At 62.3% G+C, this 23,419-nt stretch carries 23 protein-coding genes and 1 pseudogene; 10 read left to right on the top strand and 14 right to left on the bottom strand.

Annotation, left to right across the window (positions count from 1 at the left end):
• Window positions 1-33: 33 nt before the first annotated feature.
• The 3 genes from AC1DCM_RS05565 to AC1DCM_RS05555 all read right to left on the bottom strand — a co-directional run bounded on the left by AC1DCM_RS05565 (window position 34) and on the right by AC1DCM_RS05555 (window position 1,592).
• The gene (locus AC1DCM_RS05565; protein WP_477517585.1) at window positions 34-312 is read right to left on the bottom strand and encodes a hypothetical protein; all 279 of its coding nucleotides are present in this window, start codon (window positions 310-312) and stop codon (window positions 34-36) included.
• A gap of 199 nt (window positions 313-511) precedes the next feature.
• The gene (locus AC1DCM_RS05560) at window positions 512-1,309 is read right to left on the bottom strand and encodes a glycerophosphodiester phosphodiesterase family protein (RefSeq protein ID WP_477517584.1); all 798 of its coding nucleotides are present in this window, start codon (window positions 1,307-1,309) and stop codon (window positions 512-514) included.
• A gap of 13 nt (window positions 1,310-1,322) precedes the next feature.
• Window positions 1,323-1,592, bottom strand: a complete 270-nt coding sequence (locus tag AC1DCM_RS05555; RefSeq protein ID WP_477517583.1) for a hypothetical protein — start codon at window positions 1,590-1,592, stop codon at window positions 1,323-1,325.
• Window positions 1,593-1,723: 131 nt separating this feature from the next.
• On the opposite strand from AC1DCM_RS05555, the gene AC1DCM_RS05550 reads away from it, so the two are divergent.
• Window positions 1,724-2,584, top strand: coding sequence for an NAD-dependent epimerase/dehydratase family protein (locus AC1DCM_RS05550; protein ID WP_477517582.1), 861 nt, complete (start codon window positions 1,724-1,726; stop codon window positions 2,582-2,584).
• A gap of 10 nt (window positions 2,585-2,594) precedes the next feature.
• Here AC1DCM_RS05550 and AC1DCM_RS05545 read toward each other — a convergent pair whose 3' ends face one another.
• From AC1DCM_RS05545 to AC1DCM_RS05530, 4 genes and pseudogenes are all read right to left on the bottom strand, one after another.
• Window positions 2,595-3,404 carry an HAD family hydrolase gene (locus tag AC1DCM_RS05545; RefSeq protein WP_442005212.1) on the bottom strand — a complete coding sequence of 270 codons (810 nt, stop codon included), beginning with the start codon at window positions 3,402-3,404 and terminating at the stop codon, window positions 2,595-2,597.
• Between the two features lie 41 nt (window positions 3,405-3,445).
• Window positions 3,446-3,973: pseudogene (locus tag AC1DCM_RS05540) on the bottom strand (YbhB/YbcL family Raf kinase inhibitor-like protein).
• A gap of 39 nt (window positions 3,974-4,012) precedes the next feature.
• The gene (locus tag AC1DCM_RS05535) at window positions 4,013-4,954 is read right to left on the bottom strand and encodes a carbohydrate kinase family protein (protein WP_477517581.1); all 942 of its coding nucleotides are present in this window, start codon (window positions 4,952-4,954) and stop codon (window positions 4,013-4,015) included.
• A gap of 41 nt (window positions 4,955-4,995) precedes the next feature.
• Window positions 4,996-5,817 carry an alpha/beta hydrolase gene (locus tag AC1DCM_RS05530; protein WP_442005215.1) on the bottom strand — a complete coding sequence of 274 codons (822 nt, stop codon included), beginning with the start codon at window positions 5,815-5,817 and terminating at the stop codon, window positions 4,996-4,998.
• 109 nt (window positions 5,818-5,926) lie between these two features.
• Here AC1DCM_RS05530 and AC1DCM_RS05525 point away from each other — a divergent pair, with 109 nt between their 5' ends.
• The 4 genes from AC1DCM_RS05525 (at window position 5,927) to AC1DCM_RS05510 (ending at window position 11,051) form a co-directional block, all read left to right on the top strand.
• Entirely contained in the window at window positions 5,927-7,033 is a 1,107-nt protein-coding gene (locus tag AC1DCM_RS05525) for a GTP pyrophosphokinase (protein WP_216924310.1), read from the top strand.
• Between the two features lie 7 nt (window positions 7,034-7,040).
• Entirely contained in the window at window positions 7,041-8,537 is a 1,497-nt protein-coding gene (locus tag AC1DCM_RS05520) for a SulP family inorganic anion transporter (RefSeq protein WP_442005216.1), read from the top strand.
• Between the two features lie 152 nt (window positions 8,538-8,689).
• Window positions 8,690-9,682 carry a bile acid:sodium symporter family protein gene (locus AC1DCM_RS05515; protein ID WP_477517580.1) on the top strand — a complete coding sequence of 331 codons (993 nt, stop codon included), beginning with the start codon at window positions 8,690-8,692 and terminating at the stop codon, window positions 9,680-9,682.
• 115 nt (window positions 9,683-9,797) lie between these two features.
• Complete coding sequence (locus tag AC1DCM_RS05510; protein WP_477517579.1) at window positions 9,798-11,051, top strand: D-arabinono-1,4-lactone oxidase; 1,254 nt, start codon at window positions 9,798-9,800, stop codon at window positions 11,049-11,051.
• An 86-nt stretch (window positions 11,052-11,137) separates the two neighbouring features.
• On the opposite strand, the gene AC1DCM_RS05505 is transcribed toward AC1DCM_RS05510, so the two are convergent.
• From AC1DCM_RS05505 to AC1DCM_RS05490, 4 genes are read right to left on the bottom strand one after another with little or no spacing between them, the layout of a single operon-like run.
• Window positions 11,138-12,913 carry an acetyl/propionyl/methylcrotonyl-CoA carboxylase subunit alpha gene (locus AC1DCM_RS05505; protein WP_477517578.1) on the bottom strand — a complete coding sequence of 592 codons (1,776 nt, stop codon included), beginning with the start codon at window positions 12,911-12,913 and terminating at the stop codon, window positions 11,138-11,140.
• Window positions 12,914-12,920: 7 nt separating this feature from the next.
• Window positions 12,921-14,606, bottom strand: a complete 1,686-nt coding sequence (locus AC1DCM_RS05500) for a 5-oxoprolinase subunit B/C family protein (RefSeq protein WP_477517632.1) — start codon at window positions 14,604-14,606, stop codon at window positions 12,921-12,923.
• A gap of 18 nt (window positions 14,607-14,624) precedes the next feature.
• Window positions 14,625-15,959, bottom strand: coding sequence for an MFS transporter (locus AC1DCM_RS05495; RefSeq protein WP_477517577.1), 1,335 nt, complete (start codon window positions 15,957-15,959; stop codon window positions 14,625-14,627).
• Window positions 15,960-16,004: 45 nt separating this feature from the next.
• Entirely contained in the window at window positions 16,005-16,763 is a 759-nt protein-coding gene (locus tag AC1DCM_RS05490) for a LamB/YcsF family protein (RefSeq protein ID WP_477517576.1), read from the bottom strand.
• 109 nt (window positions 16,764-16,872) lie between these two features.
• Here AC1DCM_RS05490 and AC1DCM_RS05485 point away from each other — a divergent pair, with 109 nt between their 5' ends.
• Window positions 16,873-17,571 (top strand): GntR family transcriptional regulator, encoded by a 699-nt coding sequence (locus AC1DCM_RS05485; RefSeq protein WP_477517575.1) that lies wholly within the window; start codon window positions 16,873-16,875, stop codon window positions 17,569-17,571.
• Here the strand turns inward: AC1DCM_RS05485 and AC1DCM_RS05480 are convergent, their stop codons facing one another.
• Window positions 17,572-18,297 carry a LysR family transcriptional regulator substrate-binding protein gene (locus AC1DCM_RS05480; RefSeq protein ID WP_477517574.1) on the bottom strand — a complete coding sequence of 242 codons (726 nt, stop codon included), beginning with the start codon at window positions 18,295-18,297 and terminating at the stop codon, window positions 17,572-17,574.
• A gap of 33 nt (window positions 18,298-18,330) precedes the next feature.
• Between AC1DCM_RS05480 and AC1DCM_RS05475 the strand changes: the two genes are divergently transcribed.
• Window positions 18,331-18,780: a DUF5997 family protein gene (locus tag AC1DCM_RS05475; RefSeq protein ID WP_223935217.1), complete on the top strand. Its 450-nt coding sequence runs from the start codon at window positions 18,331-18,333 to the stop codon at window positions 18,778-18,780.
• 69 nt (window positions 18,781-18,849) lie between these two features.
• Here AC1DCM_RS05475 and AC1DCM_RS05470 read toward each other — a convergent pair whose 3' ends face one another.
• A complete protein-coding gene (locus AC1DCM_RS05470) occupies window positions 18,850-19,230 on the bottom strand; it encodes a VOC family protein (protein ID WP_477514242.1) in 381 nt (126 codons plus the stop codon).
• A 113-nt stretch (window positions 19,231-19,343) separates the two neighbouring features.
• Between AC1DCM_RS05470 and AC1DCM_RS05465 the strand changes: the two genes are divergently transcribed.
• Window positions 19,344-19,928 carry a hypothetical protein gene (locus AC1DCM_RS05465; RefSeq protein WP_477517573.1) on the top strand — a complete coding sequence of 195 codons (585 nt, stop codon included), beginning with the start codon at window positions 19,344-19,346 and terminating at the stop codon, window positions 19,926-19,928.
• A gap of 60 nt (window positions 19,929-19,988) precedes the next feature.
• Here the strand turns inward: AC1DCM_RS05465 and AC1DCM_RS05460 are convergent, their stop codons facing one another.
• Entirely contained in the window at window positions 19,989-21,407 is a 1,419-nt protein-coding gene (locus tag AC1DCM_RS05460; RefSeq protein ID WP_477517631.1) for a flavin monoamine oxidase family protein, read from the bottom strand.
• A 65-nt stretch (window positions 21,408-21,472) separates the two neighbouring features.
• On the opposite strand from AC1DCM_RS05460, the gene AC1DCM_RS05455 reads away from it, so the two are divergent.
• Together AC1DCM_RS05455 and AC1DCM_RS05450 are read left to right on the top strand one after the other, a co-directional pair.
• The gene (locus AC1DCM_RS05455; protein ID WP_477517572.1) at window positions 21,473-22,207 is read left to right on the top strand and encodes a TetR/AcrR family transcriptional regulator; all 735 of its coding nucleotides are present in this window, start codon (window positions 21,473-21,475) and stop codon (window positions 22,205-22,207) included.
• Between the two features lie 82 nt (window positions 22,208-22,289).
• Window positions 22,290-23,417 carry an L-talarate/galactarate dehydratase gene (locus AC1DCM_RS05450; RefSeq protein ID WP_477517571.1) on the top strand — a complete coding sequence of 376 codons (1,128 nt, stop codon included), beginning with the start codon at window positions 22,290-22,292 and terminating at the stop codon, window positions 23,415-23,417.
• Window positions 23,418-23,419 lie beyond the last annotated feature (2 nt).

The following is a 23,419-nucleotide window of genomic DNA, read 5'->3' as shown; positions in this document are numbered from 1 at the left end:
TTCCGATGTACTCGACTTACGTTCTGGTCGCGCCTAACGGCTCACCAACTTGAAGAAGGTGCTGTCCTCGCCGCTGACCTTTTTTGCTTGGTAGAGGAAAGCCAGCTTGCTCTCCTCGAACTTGTCGAACCATTCGTCCCAACTGATGTGTTCCAGCGAATCTTCGCCAGCTCCGCCGGGGAAATCGATACGCAGGATACCCACGTCGTTCTTGTCGCCGGTCTTTTTGACGCTGGCCGGTTTACCGTCGTTGCTTTCAACCCACTTGCGAATCTCGTCGTGATCCGTGGTGGTGTGAGATTCCGAAGCCATGTCAGATTTTCCTTCCTTCCGATGCCAGCACGTGGTTGGCGAGCCATGTGCCAACGAAGAGTACGGATACTTCGACCCTAATCCGGGCCTACCCAAAATAGAAAGGGTACTGAGTAAGTTCCCACCGAGATGGCATTTGAACCCAAAGTTCCGAAGCGGAATCGGTATTAAATGCCATCTCGGTGGGAACAAAATGGGGCTAGACCCACTGCCCGCGGCGCATCAGGACGTCCTTCAGCAGGTCCAGCCGGTCGGACACAATGCCGTCCACGCCCAGGTCCAACAGACGCATCATTTCAGCGGGCTCGTTGATGGTCCAGACGTGAACGTGGATGCCCAAGCGGTGGGCGCGACGAACAAAACCTGGAGTCACGACGGGCAATCGCCCATAGCGGACCGGCACCTGGAAAGCATCGACGCCGGTGAGCATCTTGCGGCCCAGCCCCGCGGGAAGCATGGGTCCAAGAAGTACGAAGACCGCGGTCAGGGTGCTGCCAGCCGAGGAAGCCGTCCGCTGGCTGAGGAGTTTCAAGACTGCACGACGACGCCGGTCAGAGAAACTCGTCACCAACACCCGGCGATGGATGCCATGCTTCTCGATAGCCTCGGCCATCGGTTTAACGGAATTCCAGTCCTTCACGTCCAGGTTCAGGCGGGCATCGGGGAAGGCTGCCACCAGCTCGTCCAAAGTCGGCACGGATTCCACTCCGCCAATCCGGGCCTGCCTCACCTCGACTGCCGTGAGCTCGGCGATCCGGCCAGACGAATCCGTGACCCGATCCAAGGAAGAGTCGTGGAAAACGAGCAGGACGCCATCTGAGGTGGTGTGAACGTCCGTTTCAAGGTGCAGGGTGCCCAGCTCAATGGCGGCACGGAAAGCAGCCATGGAGTTCTCCAAGCCATTCATGGAGAATCCGCGATGAGCCAAGGCCAGTGGGCCCACAGTGCCGTCCTTGCGGAGGAAATATGGCAGCGTCACATCCGAAGCGTAGCCCATGGCGCATAGGCGCCTACGACTCCTCTGTGATCGTCGCCTTCTCCAGGGGGACCACCGCCACGTCATCGCTGATGTGCACCAGCGTGCGTCCGCGACCGCCGTCGAGCTCCACCCAAACTGCCGTTGCATCACCGGTAACGGCGTCCACTACGCCAGCCGATTCGTACCCCGGAGTTAGTGCCACACTCACGCGGTCCCCCTCGCGAAGCGACCTCCAGTGGTGATCCGGTTCGATCCGCCGCAACGGAGCGGTGTTGAAGTCGTTGATCCTGCGCTTGGCCATGATTCCCCTACATCCAACAAGCTAAACGGGTCTGTGGCTGAAAGCCTACGGGCGCAAGTTGAACGCGGGTTGTATGGAGACTGGGAAGTTGGTGACAGCTTTGCGCACGTCACGGCTGCCAAACTAGTTGCATGACTGTGTTGATTGCCGGGTGCGGCGACCTTGGAACCGAAGCCGGACTGCGTTTTGCAGCGCTGGGCCAGGACGTGATCGGTCTCCGCCGTTCTCCGGAAAAGCTCCCCGCGGGGATTCGGGGCATGCGGGCGGACCTCTCACGTGAAGTCCCAGCCGTCCCAGGAGATGTGAAAATTGTCGTGGTCGCTGTAGCCGCCGATTCCTCCACCGAGGAGGCATACCGGACAGCGTATATAAAAGGCTTGCAAAATGTTCTGGACGCCTTGGAACGCGATTCTGTCGAACCGGCCCGCATGCTATTCGTCTCCTCCACAGCCGTATATAAGGACTCCAACGGAGGGGCGGTGGACGAAACCACACCCGCCGAGCCCACGCGTTTCAGCGGCAAAGTGCTGGTGGAGGCTGAGAATCTGTTCCTTGCCCGCACCCGGGGTACCAGAACCCAACCCATCATCCTGCGGCTCGGCGGCATTTACGGTCCGGGGCGAACCCGACTGATCAACCAAGTCCGGTCAGGACAAGCCGTGATTCCAGCACGCCCCCGGCACACCAACCGTGTCCACAGGGACGACGCCGCGGCCATGATCGTCCACCTCACCACCATGGGTCAGGACCCGGATCCGGTCTATGTAGGCGTAGACGACCATGCGGCCGAGATGGGTGACGTCATGCGGTTTCTTGCCCTGGAAATGGGAAGCCCTGAACCACCGACGGCGTTGGAAGACGCCCCCGCCGGCCCTGGCGACAAACGCTGTTCCAATCAAAGGCTGCGCCGGACTGGCTTCGAGTTCGTCTTCCCCACCTACATGGAGGGCTACCGAGCAGTGCTGGCAGGTAGCGGCGTCCGTCATCCGTGATGCAGTGGCTTTAGACCGTTTGCTCCGTCAATTTCGCCTCGAGGATCTGGGCCACGCCGTCGTCGTCGAAGTGCGGCGCCTGCTGCCCCGCAGCGAGGATCGCTTCCGGGTGGCCGCTTGCCATGGCGTAGCCGTGGCCGGCCCAGCGAAGCATCTCGATGTCGTTGGGCATATCCCCGAATGCCACAACGTCGGCGGCCTCGATACCCAGCGACTCAGCGTACTTCGCGAGGGTGACGGCTTTGTTGATGCCGGGCACGGACATCTCAAGCATTGCGGTGCGCGGCGCCGAGTGCGTGGTGCTGACCAGATGGGCAACAGCGGGCTGCACTTCGGCAAGGAATTCGTCCGGGGTGCCCTTACGGGTTATCGCCAGGAACTTCACGACGGCGTCATCCGCCGTTAGCGTCTGATCCAGCGGTGCGGGAGTGAACTCCGCGAGGAGCTCACTGGTTTCATTCTCGAGAAAGCCCGGCTCCAGTTGGAAACCAGTCAGAGTTTCCACTGCGAACAACGCATCCGGCCGCAGGGACTTGATGATTCGGCGCGCTTCGAAAATGGATTTGATATCCAAGGTGCAAGAAGAAATGGGCTTCTCCGTTTCGAGATCCCACACCACTGCGCCGTTGGAACAGATCACGATTCCGCTGTGGCCGAGCTGCTCCTGGAGCGGGTACAACCACCGCGGCGGGCGGCCCGTGACGAACACAAGCTCCACCCCGGCATCCCGGCATGCTTTGAAGGCCTTGACGGTCCGATCACTGATCTTGCCGTCATGACCGAGAATGGTGCCGTCAATATCACTTGCTACGAGCCGCATCATGTCAGTCTACGTGGCTGTTGAGAACCCAAAGGCCGCCACTAACGCTCGAACATACCCGTGATGGTTCCGCGCGCCAAGGTGTGCGAAGGAAGGGCTGAAGCAAGTATGCGTGCTTCGGAATCCTTTTCGATGCCCAGGTCCTCCACGTCCAGCGCATGTACGGCCACTATGTACCGATGCGGTCCATGCCCTCTGGGCGGGGCCGCCCCAAGTTAGCCGGTGCGGCCGCCGTCGTTCTTTAACTGGAACGCGCCGGCGGGCAACGCGTGACCGTTTGGGCCACCCGCGCCGGCCGGAAGGCTTGATACTTCAGGAGGAATATTAAGTACCGCCCAATGCCAGTAGCCCCCGGGACCGGGAGCATCCGGGTCCCACATAGTGACCGCGAAACTCCTTGTTCCTTCCGGAGCTCCGCTCCAGCTCAGCTGAGGAGAAATGTCTTGGCCGCCCGCACCCAGAATCCCGCTCCGTTGATCGGGGCCGAGAGTATCGCCGCCGCTGAATGACTCGCTCGCAACCTGTAATTCCGGCGCGGGCGTCCCAGTATAAGGATCGTGGTCTTTCATGGCGCACCTCCTCTTGGCCGGACTTCGCCGGCAACAGTTTTAGCTTGCAACAGCCCTATGGTTCAGCTCGGCCCGCGTCGGCGGATTGGCGCCAGCCCGTGACACCGTGACTGCGGCAGCACGCGTCGCGTGGTCCATGATGGCGGCAAGGGTCTCAGCCGGCATGGCTCGGAGTGCTCCGCGGTTTTGCGCACCGTCAAGCCCGCGATCAACTATCGCTGACAGCAGCCCCGCCATGAACGAATCGCCGGCACCAACAGTATCCACCACCGTCACGGAAGGTGCGGGGACCTGGGTCTCGCCGATGGCTGTGATTCCCCACGGACCACGCGCGCCCCGCGTGACCACCACCAATGCAGGTCCTTCCGTGCCGCCCAGAGACAACCAGCGGCGTGCGGACTCCAGCGGATCAGCTCCCGGATACAGCCATTCGAGATCTTCGTCAGAAGCCTTCACCACGTCGGAGAGCACTACGAAGCGTTCGGCCTGCCTCCGTGCGTACTCGCGGTCAGTAATGATGCTGGGGCGGCAGTTGGGATCGAAGCTGATAGTGCTGCTCGGGTGGGCATGCTCGACGGCGGCAAGCACGTCCGCGGCACCAGGCTCCAAAGCGGTGGCTATCGAACCCGTATGCAGCAAAGTGGCGCCCTGCAGCATGAGCGGCAACCGCCCCCCGAGGCCCGGTAAATCCCAGGTGAGATCGAAGGTGTAGGTGGCCGCGCCTTCGTCGTCGATCACTGCCGTGGCAACGCTGGTGGGTTTGCCGTCGGGCGGAAGAGGGACCATCACCGAACTGGACCGGAGATGCGCCGCGACGGAATCGCCGTACGCGTCTTGGCCAAACCGCCCAATGAACTGCACGGGATGATCCAAGCGCGCCAAGCCAACGGCGACGTTGAGTGGGCTTCCGCCAACGTGCGCCTCGATTCCGCTGGGGCGCTGCACAACGTCAACCAAGGCCTCGCCAATCACAGTCAGCATGGGACCACTCTGCCAGAGGAAGGGCGGGCGCTACCAGTGATTCAGGAGAGCAGGCGTTGTACCAATTCGCGGCATTTCTTGTAGGCCACGGCCTTTGGATCTATGAGATCGAAGTGATCCCCGGGGACACGCAGCAATTGCGCTGCGCTGCCGGCTGCGGTTGCCGCTGCGACATAGGCCTCGGACTGGCTGGCTGGAACGTCTTCGTCGTCGGTGGCATGGACGGCGAAAACTGGAACATCAATGGGCAGTGAACTCATGGGATCTGCGTATTTATGCCTTTTGGGGTATCTAGCTGAATCGCCACCCATAAGGTTGCAGACGGCACCGTTACTGAGGTTCAGCTTTTCGGCCGCGGCCAGGTTCAGCAGGCCGGACTGGCTGACAACGCCGGTCAGGTGCACGGCGTTATCTTCAGATCCACGCACGAGTTGGCGGTCGGCGTCGGGCGTTCCGATGGCCGAGAGGCGCTGCCGTCCGGCCGCCCACACAGCCAAGTGACCTCCGGCCGAGTGCCCCAAAGCGACTACCTTGCCAAGGTGGAGCTCGTGCTTTCCGGCGATTTCGGCGAGATGGTCAATCCCGGCCAGAATGTCTTCGAACGTATGGGGCCAACCACCGCCGTTGCCGGCCCGCCGGTATTCAAGGTTCCAGGCCGTTATTCCATGCGCCGCGAGGTCCCGGGCCAAGGGCTCGCCGAGCTCCGCGCCGTACTGTGAGCGCCAGTAGCCGCCGTGGATCACAACCGCGACGCCACCCGCGACGGCTGACGCGCCGCGATGGTTTCCGTTGTTCGGTTCAGGTATGAAGAGTTCGCCCCATTGACTGGGGTGTTCGCCGTAGCTGTACTTGTGCCGCAACATTGCGCCCTCCTTTGTACCGAGCCTATCGTGACGTCCCGCAACTTTGGCTAGGGCACCCCGACGGCGGGTGGCCCGCGCCAGTGTCGGACCCGCCCCGTAAGCTGGGGGCATGGCAAGCAATTGGGACAGCCTGGACCAGGACCAGCGCGATGCAGTGGATGCGAACGTGGCGCTCTATGAGCGCGTTCGCCCTGCCCTGAAGCGGGTCACACGGGATGTGCTGCTCACCCTAAGGGACATGCTCAACGACGCCGAGGTCACTCCCCTGTTTGTCACCGGACGAACCAAAACAGTGGAGTCGTTCCGCGAAAAAATCTCACGCACGGATGATCCTTTGGAGCCGGGGGGCCCGCGGGTCCTCAAATTCCCGGACCCTTTCCGCACCTTGAATGATATGGTGGGCATCCGCGTCATCACCAAACTGCCTGCCGAGAACGCAGCCGTAGCCAACATCATCAAGCGCCAGCGCCAGCTCTTCGATTGCCGCGGAGACCGCGAGAAGGACATCGGTTCCATCGAATCGGGCACGTACGGATACTCCAGCCGGCACCTCATCCTGCGCACCATCCAGAACGAGGCCGTCAAGGAGTATCAGCACGTCTTCAACCCGGACATGCCGGCCAACGGCAGCTACTTCTTCGAGTGCCAGATCCGCACGGTTTTTGCGCACGCCTGGAGCGAGATCGAGCATGATATCCGCTTCAAGGCGGAGGATCCGCGCGCCTGGACTCCGCATTTCGATCGCCAGTTCACCGCCACTGCGGCCATGCTGGAAACCGTGGAGAGCGCTTTCGCTGACCTCCACGAGCGCTACGAAGAGGTCAGAAGCTATTGGGACCTGCACGGCGAGGGCGCTTCCCCGCTGACTCCCAACCGGGTTCGGGACGTCTGGCGTACGCTCCTGCCCCACGTTGACCGTAAAGTTGATGACGACTGGGGGTGGGCTGCCGAACTCCTTGCGGCCCACGGACTCACCAAAACCGTGGAACTCGCGGGGCTCTTGAGTGCCAACCGGATCACAGAGGTCCGCAAAGCCCTGGATCACCGCTACTCCCCGGGCCCCGACCGCCTCCTGGATGACCTCCTGCTGTGGCAGTACGGAACCGAACATATTGACCTCACCGCTGAGGCGCCCGACGTCGTTCCGCACCCGCGGCGCGACAGCCTCCAGCGGCGTCTAAAGCAGATTGAGCGTTACCGCCAGACTGCACTGTAAGGACGCCATGACTCCCGAGCAACTCATGTCACTGCGGGTGACTTTCCGCTCGCCCCGCCGCCTGCTGACGGAATCCCTGGCTGGACTGGTAGTTGCACTGGCGCTCATTCCGGAGGCCATTGCTTTTTCGGTGATCGCGGGGGTGGATCCCCGGATTGGGCTGTTCGCTTCCTTCACCATGGGCGTGGTGACTGCTCTCGTGGGTGGTCGTCCAGCCATGATCTCTGCAGCGACAGGGGCTGTGGCATTGGTCATCGCTCCCGTGATGAAGGAGCACGGACTCGACTACCTGATCGCCACGATCATCCTGGCAGGTGTTTTCCAGATCATCCTGGCTGTCCTCGGTGTCACGCGACTCATGCGCTTCATTCCGCGGTCGGTGATGATTGGCTTCGTGAACGCACTGGCAATTTTGGTGTTCATCTCGCAGATGCCCGAGCTCTTCAACGTCCCCTGGATGGTCTATCCAATTGTTGCCGTGGGACTCGCCATGGTCTTTGGGCTACCCCGCCTGACCACGGCCATTCCTGCGCCGCTCGTGGCGATCGTGGTCATTACTCTGGTTACCGTTCTGGGGCATATCGATGTTCCCACGGTCAGTGACAAAGGCGAGCTCCCCCACAGCCTGCCGGGGTTCTTCCTGCCGAATGTCCCGCTGAACCTGGAGACGTTCCAGATCATTGCGCCCTTCGCATTGTCCATGGCCCTCGTTGGCCTGCTGGAATCACTCCTGACAGCCAAGCTCGTGGACGACATCACGGACACGCGGTCCAACAAGACACGGGTTTCCTGGGGCCAGGGGGTGGCCAACATTGTCACAGGATTCCTCGGAGGCTTGGGTGGCTGTGCCGTGATCGGACAGACCATGATCAACGTCAAGGGATCGGGCGCACGGAGCCGGCTCTCAACGTTCTTGGCGGGCGTGTTCCTGCTGATCCTGGTGGTAGTCCTTGGGGACGTTGTGGGCATGATTCCCATGGCGGCGCTTGTTGCCGTGATGATCTTCGTTTCCCTGATCACCTTCAACTGGCACTCTGTTCGGCCATCCACCTTGAAGCGGCTACCCAAGTCAGAGACCGCCGTCATGCTGATCACTGTGGCCGCTGTTGTGGCAACACATAACCTGGCGGTGGGTGTCGGCGTCGGCGTTTTGACCGCGATGGTGCTGTTTGCGCGGCGTGTAGCCCACTTCGCCACCGTAGAGCGGACCGAACTGGAGCTCAACGGTGAGACGGTGGCAACGTACACGGTGGATGGCGAGCTCTTCTTCGCGTCGTCAAATGATCTGTACACACAGTTCGACTACGCAAAGGATTCCTCGGAAGGAATAGATCGTGTGGTCATCGATCTCCATAACTCGCACCTTTGGGATGCATCCACTATTGCTGTGCTTGATTCCGTCACTGAGAAGTACCGCAACCACGGTCGCGAGGTGGAGTTCATCGGGCTCAACGAGGCCAGTATCCACATGCGTGAGCGGCTCGCGGGAAAGCTGAACGGTTAATCCCAACTAAGTAGCACTTAAGCCCGTTATGAGCCGTCAAAACGGGCTTAACTGCTACTTAGTTGGGAACAAAAGAACAGTCATCTGACATATACGCCGCGCCGGAAGTAACGAACTCGGTGAAGCCACGGGACAAATGTGAGCATGGATAAATGCTTGAGGCAACGAATTCCCAGACCGAAACTTCGTCCCCTGCGCCCGTCAACGCGGCCCTCGCCGCAGAAGCAAAGGTCGCGCGAATAGCCGTAACGGTTTTCCCGATCCTGGTTGTGGTGGCTGGCGTCCTCGGGTTCCTGCTTCCGGAAGTGTTCAAGCCGATGGGCGTCGCCGTCCCCTATCTGCTCGGCGTCATCATGTTCTGCATGGGCCTCACGCTGACGCCGCCCGACTTCGCTTCTGTGGCGCGACGGCCGTGGGCTGTGGCACTGGGCATCGTTGCGCACTACGTGATCATGCCTGGGGCAGGCTTCCTGATCGCTGTCTTGCTTCAACTACCGCCCGAGCTCGCTGTCGGACTTATTCTTGTGGGCTGCGCGCCGTCCGGTACGGCGTCCAACGTGATGGCGTTCCTGGCCAAGGGTGACGTGGCATTGTCGGTCGCTGTTGCCTCGGTTTCCACGTTGATCGCTCCCATCGTCACGCCTGCACTTACGCTCCTGCTGGCCGGTTCGTTCCTGCACATTGATGCTGGCGCCATGGTGCTGGACATCGTGAAGACCGTGTTGCTGCCGGTCATCGCAGGCCTGCTCGCTCGACTCTTCCTGTCCAAGCTCGTCGCAAAGGTGCTTCCGGCACTTCCGTGGGCGTCCGCCGTCGTGATTTCACTGATCGTGGCGATCGTCGTGGCTGGCAGCGCCAGCAAGATCGTCGCAGCCGGCGCCATCGTGTTCCTGGCCGTCGTCCTCCACAATGGCTTTGGGCTGGGCCTGGGCTACCTGGCTGGGAAGCTCGGCCGTCTGGATGACAAGGCCCGCCGCGCCCTGGCCTTCGAAGTGGGCATGCAGAACTCCGGTCTGGCCGCCACCCTTGCCACGGCGCACTTCAGTCCGCTGGCTGCGCTGCCCTCTGCCGTCTTCTCCCTGTGGCACAACATCTCCGGCGCGATTGTCGCGGCCTGGCTGGCTCGCCGACCACTGAAGGACTAGCGTCCCAAGGCTCCAGCTAAGACTGCTTCAACCAGTTGGACGCCTCTTGACGCAATTAGTTGTGAACGTTAACAATTGCGGGAGCCGATAAGTCACCAAGTGGGAAGATCATGCAATGAAGAACTGGGCAGGAAACCTCGAGTACTCGTCCGCCGAAGTCCAGAGGCCCACGTCCGTGGACCAGCTGCGGGAGCTTGTTGCCAACGCGTCGCGGATCAAGGCCCTCGGTTCCCGCCACTCGTTCAACAACGTCGCAGACACCGATGGCATCCACCTTCTCCTGGATGCCTTGCCCCAGGAAATCTCACTTGATCCCTCAAAGGGCATCGTCAAGGTCAGCGGCGGCATCAGCTATGGCGCACTATGCCGGGCAGTTGAGGAACAGGGTTATGCCATCCACAACCTCGCTTCACTCCCCCACATCTCGGTAGCGGGAGCGATCCAAACCGGGACGCATGGCAGTGGAGTCGGCAATCCCTCCCTGGCTGGCGCGGTCGTAGGCATTGACCTGGTGCGTGCAAATGGCGAACTGGTGACACTTACTGAGGACGACGACGAGTTCCTCGCCAGCGTTGTGGGACTCGGAGCCCTTGGGATCGTCACAGGACTGGAATTGGCCGTCCGGCCGAGCTATCAGATGCGGCAGCGTGTGCTCACGGGACTTCCATGGGAGCGGGCCCTGTCTGACTTCGCAAACATCGCATCTGCCGCGTACAGCGTCAGCTTCTTCACCAATTACACCGGCGAGTCCATCCCGCAGGTCTGGCTCAAGGCGCTGGACACCGAAGCTCCGTTGCCGGACCTGTTCGGAGCAACCGCAGCCAGGGCGGCGATGCATCCCTTGCCGGACATGTCTGCGGAGAACTGCACGGGTCAGCTGGACGAGCCCGGCAAATGGCTGGACCGCCTGCCGCACTTCCGCCACGAATTCACACCAAGCAACGGTGAGGAGCTGCAGAGCGAATTCCTGCTGCCGTTGGAGCACGCACCCGCAGCGCTTGAAGCTGTCCGAGAGCTGGCGGACAAGCTGGCACCCCTGCTGTTCATCTCCGAAATCCGGACAGTAGCCGCTGATGAGTTCTGGCTCAGCCCGTTCTATCGGCAGCAAAGCGTCGCCCTTCACTTCACGTGGAAGCCACTGCAAGCCGAGGTGGAAGCGGTACTCCCGGAACTGGAGGAAGCACTGCGTCCCTTCGGCGCGAGGCCGCACTGGGGCAAGCTCTTCACGCCAAGCCTGTACGACTTCGCCGCGCTCTATCCGCGCTTCGAGGACTTCTGCAGCCTCGCCGTCACCAACGACCCTTCGGGCAAGATCCGGAATGACCTGCTGGAAAGTGTGCTGGGCATCTCTGCGGCGACGCACGCCTAGAACCATTCGCGCCCATCACGTTGCCAAGCCGCTATTCCGTTGCTGCCCAGCCACGGAATAGCGGGTTGGCCACGGACTAGTAGCTACTACTGAATGTGCGCCAGTACGGCTCCCGCGGTCACCACACCGCCGGGTGCCGAGAGCACCTCGGAGAGCGTACCTGCACGGTGTGCTGCCACCTGCGTTTCCATCTTCATGGCCTCCACCACCAGCAAGGGGTCACCTGCCAAGACTTCGGTCCCGGGCTCCACGAGCCACTTCACCACTGTGCCGGCCATGGTGGAGACCAAAGCTGACTCCACTGGCGAGGATCCCTCTGAATCAGGTCCTTCCAGGTAATCACTCGGTAGCCCAGTAACAACCGAACCTGAGGGGAGCCCCTGCCCTGACCGCGCCCAACCATCCAGAAGATCAGCCGGAAGTCCCACGGCCAGCCGCTTGCCGTCGACATCCACAGTGATGGTGCGCCGCACCCCACTCGGGGCAACCACGTTGTATTCGGAATCAACGGGGATCTGGTCTGCGAAGTCTGTCTCGATCCATCGGGTGTGAACGCGCAGCCCGGCTACGGATGTAAAGTCATCGGACTCCACTACAGCGCGGTGGAACGGCAACACGGTGGGCAGTCCGGTGATCTCCATTTCGGCAAGTGCACGGCGTGCACGCCGCAGCGCTTGCTGGCGGTCGGCACCAGTAACAATCAATTTGGCCAAGAGCGAATCAAACTGCGGTGCAATAAACGAGCCCGCGCGCACGCCGGTGTCCAAACGAATGCCGGGACCCGTGGGCACTTGGAACGATGCCACTGTGCCCGGGGAGGGCAGGAATCCGCGGCCAACGTCCTCAGCGTTGATGCGGAACTCAAACGAATGGCCGCGGGCTATGGGATCCTCGGTAATGCTCAAGGGCAGGCCGGCTGCAATACGGAACTGCTCCTGAACGAGGTCAATCCCAGCCGTTTCCTCGGTTATCGGGTGCTCCACCTGAAGGCGCGTGTTTACCTCGAGGAAGGCCACGGCCCCATCTGCGGAGACCAGGAATTCAACAGTCCCGGCGCCGTAGTAGCCGGCCTCGCGGACGATTGCTTTGGCGGCGTCATAGATCTGTCGCTGCTGGGACTCGGTGAGGAAAGGTGCAGGTGCCTCTTCCACAAGCTTCTGGTGACGGCGTTGGAGGGAGCAGTCGCGCGTACCCACCACAACGACGTTGCCGTGGGTATCGGCGATGACCTGCGCCTCCACGTGCCGCGGCCTGTCCAGGTACTGTTCCACGAAGCATTCACCGCGCCCGAATGCTGTGATGGCTTCACGCACTGCGGAATCGAAAGCCTCCTCCACTTCGGCGAGTTCACGGACAACCTTGAGCCCGCGACCACCCCCGCCGAAGGCAGCCTTGATAGCGACCGGAAGTCCGTGTTCCTCGGCAAAGGCCCGGGCTTCGGCAGCAGTGGCAACCGGCCCATCACTGCCGGCCACAAGAGGCGCACCAGCACGGATGGCGATCTCGCGGGCCGTGATCTTGTTGCCCAACTGTCGGATCGACTCAGGCGAGGGACCGATCCACTCGAGTCCGGCGTCGAGGACTGCTTGCGCAAAGTCGGCGTTTTCCGAGAGGAAGCCATACCCGGGGTGGACGGCGTCAGCCCCCGACTGTTCCGCAACGGCGAGCAGCTTCCCAACGTTCAGGTAGGTCTCAGCAGGGCTGTTTCCGCCCAGGCTATAGGCTTCATCCGCGGCACCTACGTGCATGGCGTCGGCGTCGATGTCCGCGTAGACGGCCACGGACGAAATGCCGGCGTCATCGCAGGCTCGGGCGACGCGAACGGCGATCTCTCCGCGGTTCGCAATCAGGACCTTTCGCATCAAATACTCACTTCTCTGGGTTCTTGGTGAAGTCGGGGGAATCGGGGACCATCCGGAACCGGATCCGTCCGCCTATGGGGACCTGCCCGGCAAGGTCAAGGTGTTCGTCGCGAACCACGCCGATCACGGGGTAACCGCCGGTGATGGGATGGTCGGCCAAGAACAAAACGGGGAGGCCGGCGGGCGGGATCTGGAGGGCACCAGCCATAGTCCCCTCACTGGGAAGTTCACCCTCGCGGGCGCGCTGGAGAGGAGTACCGTCCAATCGCATGCCGACGCGGTTGGACTGGGGTGTGACCAGCCATTCCTGGCTTGTTAGGGACTCGATTGCGGACTGGTCGAACCAATCGGCGCGCGGTCCGGGAACCACATCGAGCACTGTTACACCGAGGCCCGGAAAATTCGGCTGCAGCTCCGGGCTTCCAACGGCCGTTGAATCCGTGGCATCGCCCGTCGGGAGCTCCTGCCCAATCACCAATGGGGCGGGTCCGATCCCGGACATCGTATCGGCCGAACGACTCCCCAGGACTTCGGGAACCGCTATGCCGCCGCGGATTGCGACGTAGTTCCGGAACCCTGCCTCGGGCGGTCCGAGGCTAAGCACTTCGCCGTCGAGCAACGCGAACGGAGCAGCCATCGGGACGGTTCGCACTGCGTCCTGGGCGTCACCGTCAGACTCCTCAAATTCAGCTGACGACGGCGACTGGACGGTCAGGGTGGCAGGCGCACCTGTCACGGCAATCACCTGGTCGCCGACCGCTTCCATAGTCAGCCCACCGTTGACAGTCTCAATGGCGGCAGCCGAAGAACTATTGCCGACGAGACGGTTGGCGCGGCGCAGGGATGCCCGGTCCAAGGCACCGGCCGCCGAGACCCCCAAGGCCCCGTAACCTCTGCGGCCCAGGTCCTCGATGAGGCTTTGAGCGCCGGGGTTGAGTATCCRTAGGCCGGAGTCCGTGTGGTGATCAGCGTCCGGTTCCGACTGGTGCTCGGAACCGGCAGTGACAACCTCCCGAACAGCGCGGTACTGCACTCTGTCACCGGGCCGAACCAGGGCCGGTTGGGGACGGTCGAGGTCCCACATCCGCGCTCCCGTTCGGCCAATCAGCTGCCAACCGCCGGGAGAACGCCGGGGATAGACAGCCGAGTACTGGCCGCCGAGGGCCACGGATCCAGCAGGAACAGCCGTGCGCGGTGAAGAGCGGCGGGGAACCGTGAGGACTTCATTCTCGCCCACCATGTAGCCGAATCCGGGAGCGAAGCCTGCGAATGCAACGGTCCAGATCTGGCCTGTGTGGGCCGCAATGACGCCCTCCACGCTCAGCCCGGTAAGCTCCGCGACATCGGCGAGGTCATCGCCGTCGTACACGGTATCGATGACGACCAGCCCGGAGTCAGTAACCTCTGTCGCGGTGAGTTCCAATTCGAGCAAACGGGCGCCGATGGCGCGCGTTGCCGCAGCGGATTCGCCAACGACCATCACCGTTTCGGCGGCTGCCAGGACGTCCACCTGACCGGGAAGCGGAGACTTGTAGAGCATGTCCTGCAGGGCCAGTACGTCCTGCAGCCCATCCAGTTCGGCAAGGACGGCACGGGTGCCAACGGGTCGCACGGAGCGGACCCTTTTCGCTGTAACCGATTGCTTCGCTGTAGCCGATTGCTTCGCGGTGGTCGTTTGCATCACGGTCTCCATCATCCGCTTCGTCGCCAATTAGGCGGCCGACCCCTGAAGCAGGCGAACGTCTTCTTCAGGCTTCGGATCCCGGCCCAGGACCATGCCCACGATCGTGACAACTGCTGTCAGGACGAGGTACCCCGCGATCAAATACCAGCCACCGGACGCCGCGCCGTAGAGAGCCGTGAAGATGATGGGCGCAACGGCTCCACCAATCACGCCGGCCAGGGTGTAAGCCAAGGAGCTGCCGGCGTAGCGTAGGCGGGCGGGGAACTGCTCCGTGATGAAGGCGGCCTGCGGGCCATACATGAATGCGTGGAGTGCCAGACCGATCACGGTGCCGATGGTCAGCATAACCACTGACTTGCCCTGGATCATGAGGAAGAACAGGGGAATATAGACGGCCGTAGCGGCGGCCGTGACGCCGTAGACAAGGCGGCGGTTGAAGCGGTCGGTCAGGGCGCCGGCCAACGGAATGAGGAACAGCTGGAATGCGGATCCGATGAGGATGGCTGCCAGGACATTGCCCGTGGTCATGCCAAGCTGCTTGGTGGCGTACACCGCAACAAACACCGTGAACAGCGCGTAGAGAACGTCAGGGCAGACCCGGGAGAGCGCTGCTGAAACCAAGGCCTTGGGTTCGGTGGTGAAGACCTCCTTGATGGGTGCTTTGGGTCGTTCGCCGTGGGCCTGAATTGCCTTGAAGACGGGGGTTTCTTCGAGCTTGAGGCGGATGATCAGGCCGAAGACCACCAGGAGTGCGGAGGCGAGGAAGGCGACGCGCCAGCCCCAGGAGAGGAACGCCTCAGTGCTCAATGAAGCAGCAAGGATGGCGAGGACGCCGTTGGCCATCAGGTTGCCTGCGGGTGGGCCGATCTGCGCGGCGGAGGACCAGAAGCCACGCTTGTTGGGGTCGCCGAATTCGCTGGACAGCAGAACCGCTCCGCCCCATTCGCCGCCGACGCCGATGCCCTGGGCGAGGCGAAGAAGAACCAGGATGGTGGGTGCGGCCACGCCGATCACTGAGTAATCGGGCAGCGCACCGATGAGGACGGTCGCGAGTCCGATAAGTACGAGCGTGAATACCAGGACGTACTTGCGGCCAATCTTGTCGCCCAAGCGACCAAAGATGACCCCACCGATTGGACGGGCCAAGTAGCCCACGGCAAAGGCTGAGAAGGAGAGCAGTAGTGCAACGAACTCATCATTCCCCGGGAAGAAGATCTTGGGGAACACGAGTGCAGATGCCACCGAGTAGATAGCGAAGTCGTAGTACTCTAGCGATGTGCCGGTGAGGCTGGCTACGTAAGCCTTGAGGGCGCCGGCCGGTGGCTTCCTTGTCACGGCCTTGGCTGCGTTGGTGCTGGTCATGGTTTCCTCCGGGGGGATGAGGGGGTTGTGCTCAAGCTTGGGGATTTAGAGGAACGAGCCGATGCTGACGCCGGCGTCGTCGAGAGCGGACTTCACCGCGGTAGCCATCGCGACGGCTCCTGGTGAGTCACCATGCACGCAGATGCTCTCTGCGCGGATCTTCAGGATGGAACCATCGATGGTCCTGACGGACTGTTCGGTGGCCATCCGCACAACGTGTTCCGCCACTTCGGCGGGATCGTGAAGGACGGCGCCTGGCTGGGTGCGTGGGACGAGGGTTCCGTCCGGGTTGTAGGCGCGGTCCGCGAAAGCTTCGGAAACTCCACGAAGTCCGGCTGCGTCTCCAAGACGGAGGACTTCGGAACCGGGGAGACCGAGGATCGGAAGGGTGGGGTCAACTGATTTCACGGCGTCGACGACGGCCTTTGCCTGCTCGGTGTGCGTGACGATCGCGTTGTAGAGACCGCCATGGGGCTTCACGTATTGGACGCTCGCACCCGTCGTGGCCGCCAGCGCTTGCAGGGCGCCGATCTGATAAACCACATCGTCTGCCAGTTCCATGGGATCAATGTCCAGGAAGCGGCGGCCGAATCCCGCAAGATCCCGGTAGCCGACATGGGCGCCGATCACGACGCCGGCCTCAACCGCCTTCTTGCAGGTGCTGCGGATAACGCTGGGGTCGCCAGCGTGGAATCCGCATGCAACGTTGGCACTGGAAACGGATTCGAACATGGCTGCGTCGTCGCCCAGCGTCCAACGTCCGAAGGACTCGCCGACGTCGCTGTTCAGGTCGATGACTGCCATGGTGTGATTCCTGCCTCGTGATGTGCGTTACATCAAGGATGCACCAGATTACCGGATTGTTCAACAATCCAGCGATCCTAGTTTTTGGCAATCGTGTAATTTTGGTGTCATGGCCAGTGCAGATCAGGAATCCAGCGAAAGAACTGGCATCGACGGCGCCAGCGCCCGTATGCGCCTTCGGGTGCCTTCGGTTGCGGAGAGGGTTGCCGAGGAACTGCGCTACCAGCTGGCCGAAGGCTTCCTCGTGCCAGGTGCCAAGCTCACGGAAGCAACCATCGCCGAGGACTTGGGCGTTTCCCGCAACACCGTCCGTGAAGCCTTCGCGGAACTAGCCAGCGAACGGCTTCTGGTCCGTCACCCCAACCGCGGAGTGTACGTCGCCACCCTGGAAGCAGGGGACATTCACGATGTCTATACAGTCCGCCGCGCCATTGAGGTCAGTTCCATCCGTGCCGGCGGTTCCCCCACGCGCATTGCCGCAGTCAGGGCCGCCGTCGAGGAGGGAAAGCGGGCAGCAGCCGCCAATGACAACGAGGGCCTGGGCAGCGCCAACCAGCATTTCCATGGGGCGATCGTTGCCCTGGCCGAAAGCGGGAGGCTGAACACGATCATGGCCCAAGTACTCGCCGAGATGCGCCTTTACTTCCACAAGGCCACCATGAACGCGCACTTCTACAGCGACTGGCTCAAGGAAAACGAGCAGATTTGCTCGGCACTCGAATCCGGCGACCTGGAGCGCGCCGGGGACCTTCTGCTCGCCTACCTCAACCGGTCAGAGCAGCAGCAGGCCACCATCCACGATGAATAATTAGCGCTTGCCCTTCTTGCGCGAACCCTTGCCGCGGCCTTTATCAGGATTCGGCGCATATCGCTGCGCGACGGCAGGCTTCTTGGCCCCGCCCCCGCGACGATCCGGCTTGGGCGCCTTCTTCGGCTTCTCCTGCTGGGCGGACGGCTGGCGTGAACTCTGCGCAGTCCGGCCGCGCACAATCCCGATGAACTCCTCGATCACCGGACTATCCGTACCAGCAAGCCAAGCGAGGCCAATCTGCGTTCCAGGAGCGCCTGTTAAAAGGCGCATCACGGTCTGTTTGTTGTTCAGGTGCCGGGCGACTGACATCGGCAGGATGGCCAGTCCGGCCCCGGAAGCCACCACCTGCAAGGCCATATCGGGCCCGCCCATTTCCTCCACGTCCAGGAAGTTCTCCTCGGACAGGTCCTGCAGAGCTACTTCTTCAAACACGGAGATCTCGTGCCCCTTGGGCGCGACCACCACCGGCTGCTCCTCGTAGAGGGGAATGACGTTCAGGCCTTCCTTGTCCACGGGCAACCGGACAAAGCTAAGGTCAGCGGAACCGTCGCGCAAAACCGAAAGCTGCTCGCCGTCGTCGGACATGAACGCGTGCAACGGGACGTCCGGCATGCGCTCTTCCCATCGCCGGATCCATTTCCCAGGGGTCACACCCGCAACATAAGCGAAGCGAAGCTCGGTGGGGGGCTCGGTTGTTTGGGTGGATTCTTCAGCGGCTGGCACACACTCACAGTACCGGCCAGATACCCTTGAAGCATGACGTCCTCGAACTCCCAGTCCATGAAACCGGCAACCGTTGCCAAGAAACTCGGCATCTACCTGCCAGCGACACCCCAGGAGTTCCAGGATTCGTCCATCTCCCGCGAAGAATTCGCCGAACTCCAGGCCAACCCGCCGGAGTGGCTCGCCGAGCTCCGCCGCAACGGCCCGCACCCGCGCCCTGTGGTGGCGCAGAAGCTGAACGTCTCCATCAGCGGCCTCGCCCGCGGCGGCGTCGAAGAAGCACTCACGACGGCGGAAATCACCGAGCTGCTGCAAGCTCCGCCCCAGTGGTTGGTTGTAGAGCGCGCCACCCACGCTGCAGTCCGCGCCGAGGCCCAGCGGGTCAAGGACGAAGCTGCGAAGAAGGCAGCCACCAAGGAAGCCAAGGACAACGCAGCGGCCAAGCGCGATGCCCCGAAGACGTCAAAGCGTGATCACGCGTAGCTTTGAGCTTGACTGTGGCCGGGACCCTTTGGTCCCGGCCACAGCTGCTTAAGGGCCACGGGTGTTTAACTAGTCCTGGTGGAGTTGAACAAAGTTCCCGCACCCGTCGTCGAAGACCGCGCTGATACCGGAGAAATCCTCACTGGGTTCGCCCTGGAACGTCACGCCGGCAGCCAGCAGACGCTCATACTCAGCCTGAACGTCGGGCACGCCAAAGGTGATCGCTGCCAACCCGGCCTCATGGAGGGCGTTCATGTAGTTGGCGCCGATCGGGTTGTCGCTGGGTTCCAGCAGGAGTCCCACAGAAGTGTTGTCTGCGCCGGGATCCTTGATGATGAAGAGGTTGTACTCGGGCATGGCCATCAAGGTCTCGAAGCCAAGCGTTTCGGTATAGAAAGCGTGGGCCGTAGCCGGGTCCTTAACGTGGATGCTGCACATTTTCAGTCTCATGGTGCCAAGGCTACGCCCGGGGAGCCGTGAATTCTCCGGAGGGAGGTGTCGCCCGGAAACACTCTGGCGCATACTGAAAGCACAGCAGCGCGTACTCGCCTGGAGGTGGTCAGATGCCCGCCATGATGCTCCTGTGGGGCGTGGCCTTGGTGCTCGCAACAGCGGTAACCACGTTGGTCCTCCACAGAAAACTCACGCATGGGCGCGGCCCGGAACCGGACACGATCTTCTGGGATCTCTTCGCGGGCCTGGTGGTGATTCTTCCCGCCATCCTCGTTCCCGCAGTGGAATGGGCGCCAGCCGGACTGATCATGGTCTTCGTCGCGATGGCCACTGCAGCAGCAACGCTGGCTACCAGTCGCAGGGTGGACCGTCTCCACTCAGCTGAGCCCCGGCGTCGTCCTGGTTTTGCGGAAGCTGCCGCCCGCCACGCGAGCGTTCTCCAGCAGTGGCAGCGCTACGAACTCGATCCCGGGCAGGCAATAGACTTCCCGGCGATGACGGACGTCAGAACTGCCGAGACGGCAGCACTTGCCCGCGCCATGCGGGAGGCTGAGCGCTGCCGGGTGACACCCGGGACTGACTACCAGGCCGCCGTCGAGCGTCTGACCCAGGCACTCATCGAAGCGGAGCGAGCGGCAGGCGTGCCGACGGCCGGACAAGCCGCGCCGAAGACCGGACTAAGCGCGCCGAGGTGACACTTAACACCGGTCCCAGACGGGAGCATTGGCGTTAAGTGCCATCCCGGCGCAACGCCCCTAGCCGACCGGCAGCGCGCTCAACTTGTGCGCCTCGACGATGCGGGCAGCGGTTGCCTGGCCCATCCGGACCGCGCCGTCCACGTGCTGGTAGCCCTCGGCCGCGAGATCGGACGAGGACCAGTAGATCGGTCCCACGTTCGCGTGCTGGTCCTTGCCGTAGCGGTGCAGGCCGCCAAGATCGTAGCTGGATGCGTAGGCGCCGCGGGTCCATTCCTCAGAGCCCCAGTCCGATTCGTAGTAGACCTCGGGGGTGAGGGCCTGGTCGCCCAGGAAGCCGGCGATCGACTCGAGGACGACCTTCTTGCGGTCTTCGGCGCTGAGCTCGAACACGGCGTCGGCCTTTTCATCGGAAATAAAGCCCACCAACGTGCCGCGGGAATCGCCGTGGTTGGTGTTGTCATAGACCTCCTGGACCAGGGCGCCGGCGCTGAAACCGGTGCCGGAGAGGCCTTCTTCGCGCCAGAAGGGCGTGCTATACACAGCGTGCACCTTGATGACCAAGCCCAGTGACTGGTGCTGGTGCATCTGGTGCTGGCGGCGCGGCAGCGGTGGGTTGAAGGAAACGCGTGAGTACAGGTTGGGCGGCACCGCCATGATGACATACCGCGCGTTCACCGTGGCTCGCTCAGACTCAACCGTCACGCGGTCCACGTCCCAGTTGATGGTGCGAACCGGGCTGTTAAGCACGACGTCGGAACCCAGCTCAGCTGCCTGGAGCAGCGAAACCTGCTGCATGCCACCAATAACGCGCTTGTCCAGGATGAAGTCTTCGTCCGTGAGGTGCGTGAAGGACCCCGCGGAAGCGGCCATGAGGACGGCCTGCAGCGCCGAGAAGGCGTGGGCGGGCTTGGTCAGCATGCCCCCGGCGATGAAGAGCCCGATGTTATTGCAGGCTTCCTCGTCGTTGGAGTTCTGGCGGAGCCAGTGGTGGAAGGAGATGGTGTCCAGTTCGCGGGCCTTGGGGTGCGCCCAGGGCTCTGTGGGTCCGATCTCCGCGGCGAGCCCGTCCAGGATGGCTACCAGCTTGTCCATCTCGGCTTTGGTGTGCTCGTTGACGGGGAACGTGTCACCCGTGTACTGGACGCGTTTGCCGTCAGCACCGATGTAAACGGACTCGCCGTCGCGGTACCGCGGGTACATTTTCAGTCCCAGCTCGTCCAGCAGGTCCATGAGGGCCGTCTGGTCCGGGGAAACCCACTGACCGCCGATTTCCAGCATGGCGCCGTCGATCGTGTCGGTCCAGGTGCGGCCCCCCACGCGGTCCCGTGCTTCAAGCACTGCAACGCTGAGCCCGGCCTTCTTCAATTCGCGTGCCGCCGTCAACCCTGACGGTCCGGCGCCGACGATCACAACGTCGCGATCAAGATTCTGCATGATGTCCTCTCCGTGGCCGTCCGTGGTGGCTGACCAATAAATGAATGGCGTTCATTTATATTTGATAATAGCGGCCAAGTCCCTGACTGGGAAGACCCGATGGAATAATGCTGGAGATACAGGCAGCAGAAAGGCTTCCGATGCCCGCACCCACACCCGCTCCAGAACCCGAGCCGGGCGTTGCCCCCGCTTCTGCCAGCAAGGCGCGGCGGCGCGCCGGACGCCCCATGGCGCGCATCCTGGACCAAAACGGCATCACGACGGCGGCCCTGGAGTTAATCAGCAGCAAGGGTTACGACGGACTCACCATGGCAGCCCTGGCACGCTCGCTGGGCGTGGCGCCATCCGCCCTCTACAACCACGTAGCATCCAAGGACGACGTGCTCTTGCTGGTGGAGGACCACTTGGCCGCGATGGTTGATGTATCCGCTTTTGGTGTGGAGCCATGGGATGTGGCCGTGCGCCGCTGGGCGTGGTCCTACCGGGACGTGTTCTCGGAGCACACGCCGCTGATCCCCGTCATTGCGGTGCTGCCGGTCGCCAACGCCCCGAAGACCCTGGCCATGTACGAGGCCGTGACCGCCGGATTCCGCGACGCCGGCTTCCCGGAAGAGAAGATCATTTCAGCAATTGTTGCCTTGGAGGCCTTCGTGTTTGGCGCCGCCTACGATGTCACTGCGCCGGAAGACATCTTCGACGCAGGCTCGCTCGCCGACCAGGTGCCCAATTTCACCGCCGCTGTGGACCGACTTGCTTCGGAGCAGCATCCGCGGCCCACGGACGTTGCTTTTAACCTGGGGCTTGAGGCTCTGATCAGCGGGTTCGGGGCGCTGCGGCAGTAGTTTCCAAACCAATTCCTTGTAGTACAAGTTAATAACTTGTATCCTAAGTTTCAGGCAAAGATGCCCACCCCTTAGGAGAACCATGAGCCCCGTAGATCTCATTCGACACATCAAGCTGTCAACGGCCCGTTTGCCCCTCACCGTGCCCATCAGCGACGCCAAGGTCTTCACGGGCCGTCAGAAGCCGATGACCGAAGTCGTGTTCCTCTTCGCCGAGATCACCACAGAGCAGGGCCATAGCGGCATCGGATTCAGCTACTCAAAACGCGCTGGTGGTCCGGCCCAGTACGCCCACGCCAAGGAGGTCGCGGAGGGCATCGTCGGCGAGGACCCCAACGACATCGGCAGGATCTACACCAAGCTTCTCTGGGCCGGAGCTTCAGTGGGCCGCTCGGGCGTTGCAACCCAGGCCCTGGCAGCAATAGACATCGCACTTTACGATCTCAAAGCCAAGCGCGCCGGACTCCCGCTGGCCAAGCTGCTGGGCTCCTACCGCGACTCCGTGCAGACCTACAACACCTCCGGCGGCTTCCTCAACGCCACGTTGGAAGAGGTCAAGGCGCGCGCAACGCAGTCCATCGAAGAAGGCATTGGCGGCATCAAGATCAAGGTGGGCCTCCCGGATTCCAAGGAGGACCTCCGTCGCGTGGCCGGCGTCCGCGAACACATCGGCTGGGATACACCGCTCATGGTCGACGCCAACCAGCAGTGGGATCGGGCGACCGCCCTGCGCATGGGCCGCCAACTCGAGGAATTCAACCTCATCTGGATCGAAGAGCCGCTGGACGCCTACGATTTTGAGGGTCACGCGCACCTTGCCCATGTACTGGATACGCCCATCGCCACAGGCGAGATGCTGGCCTCCGTTGCTGAACACAAGGGCCTCATCAACGCCAACAGCTGCGACATCATCCAGCCCGATGCACCACGCGTTGGCGGCATCACCCAGTTCCTGCGTCTCGCAGCCCTTGCCGACGAACGTGGCCTTGGCCTGGCTCCGCACTTCGCCATGGAGATCCACCTCCACCTGGCTGCCGCCTATCCGCGCGAGCCCTGGGTGGAGCACTTTGATTGGCTGGATCCATTGTTCGAGGAACGCCTCGAGACCAAGAACGGCCGCATGATCGTTCCGGACCGCCCCGGCCTCGGCGTGACGCTGAGCGGGCAGGCCCGTGCCTGGACCACCGAATCCGTGGAATTCGGCGCGTAATC

The organism is Paenarthrobacter sp. 10N417 (assembly GCF_056394745.1).
This window is presented reverse-complemented; position numbering and strand designations above follow the sequence as displayed.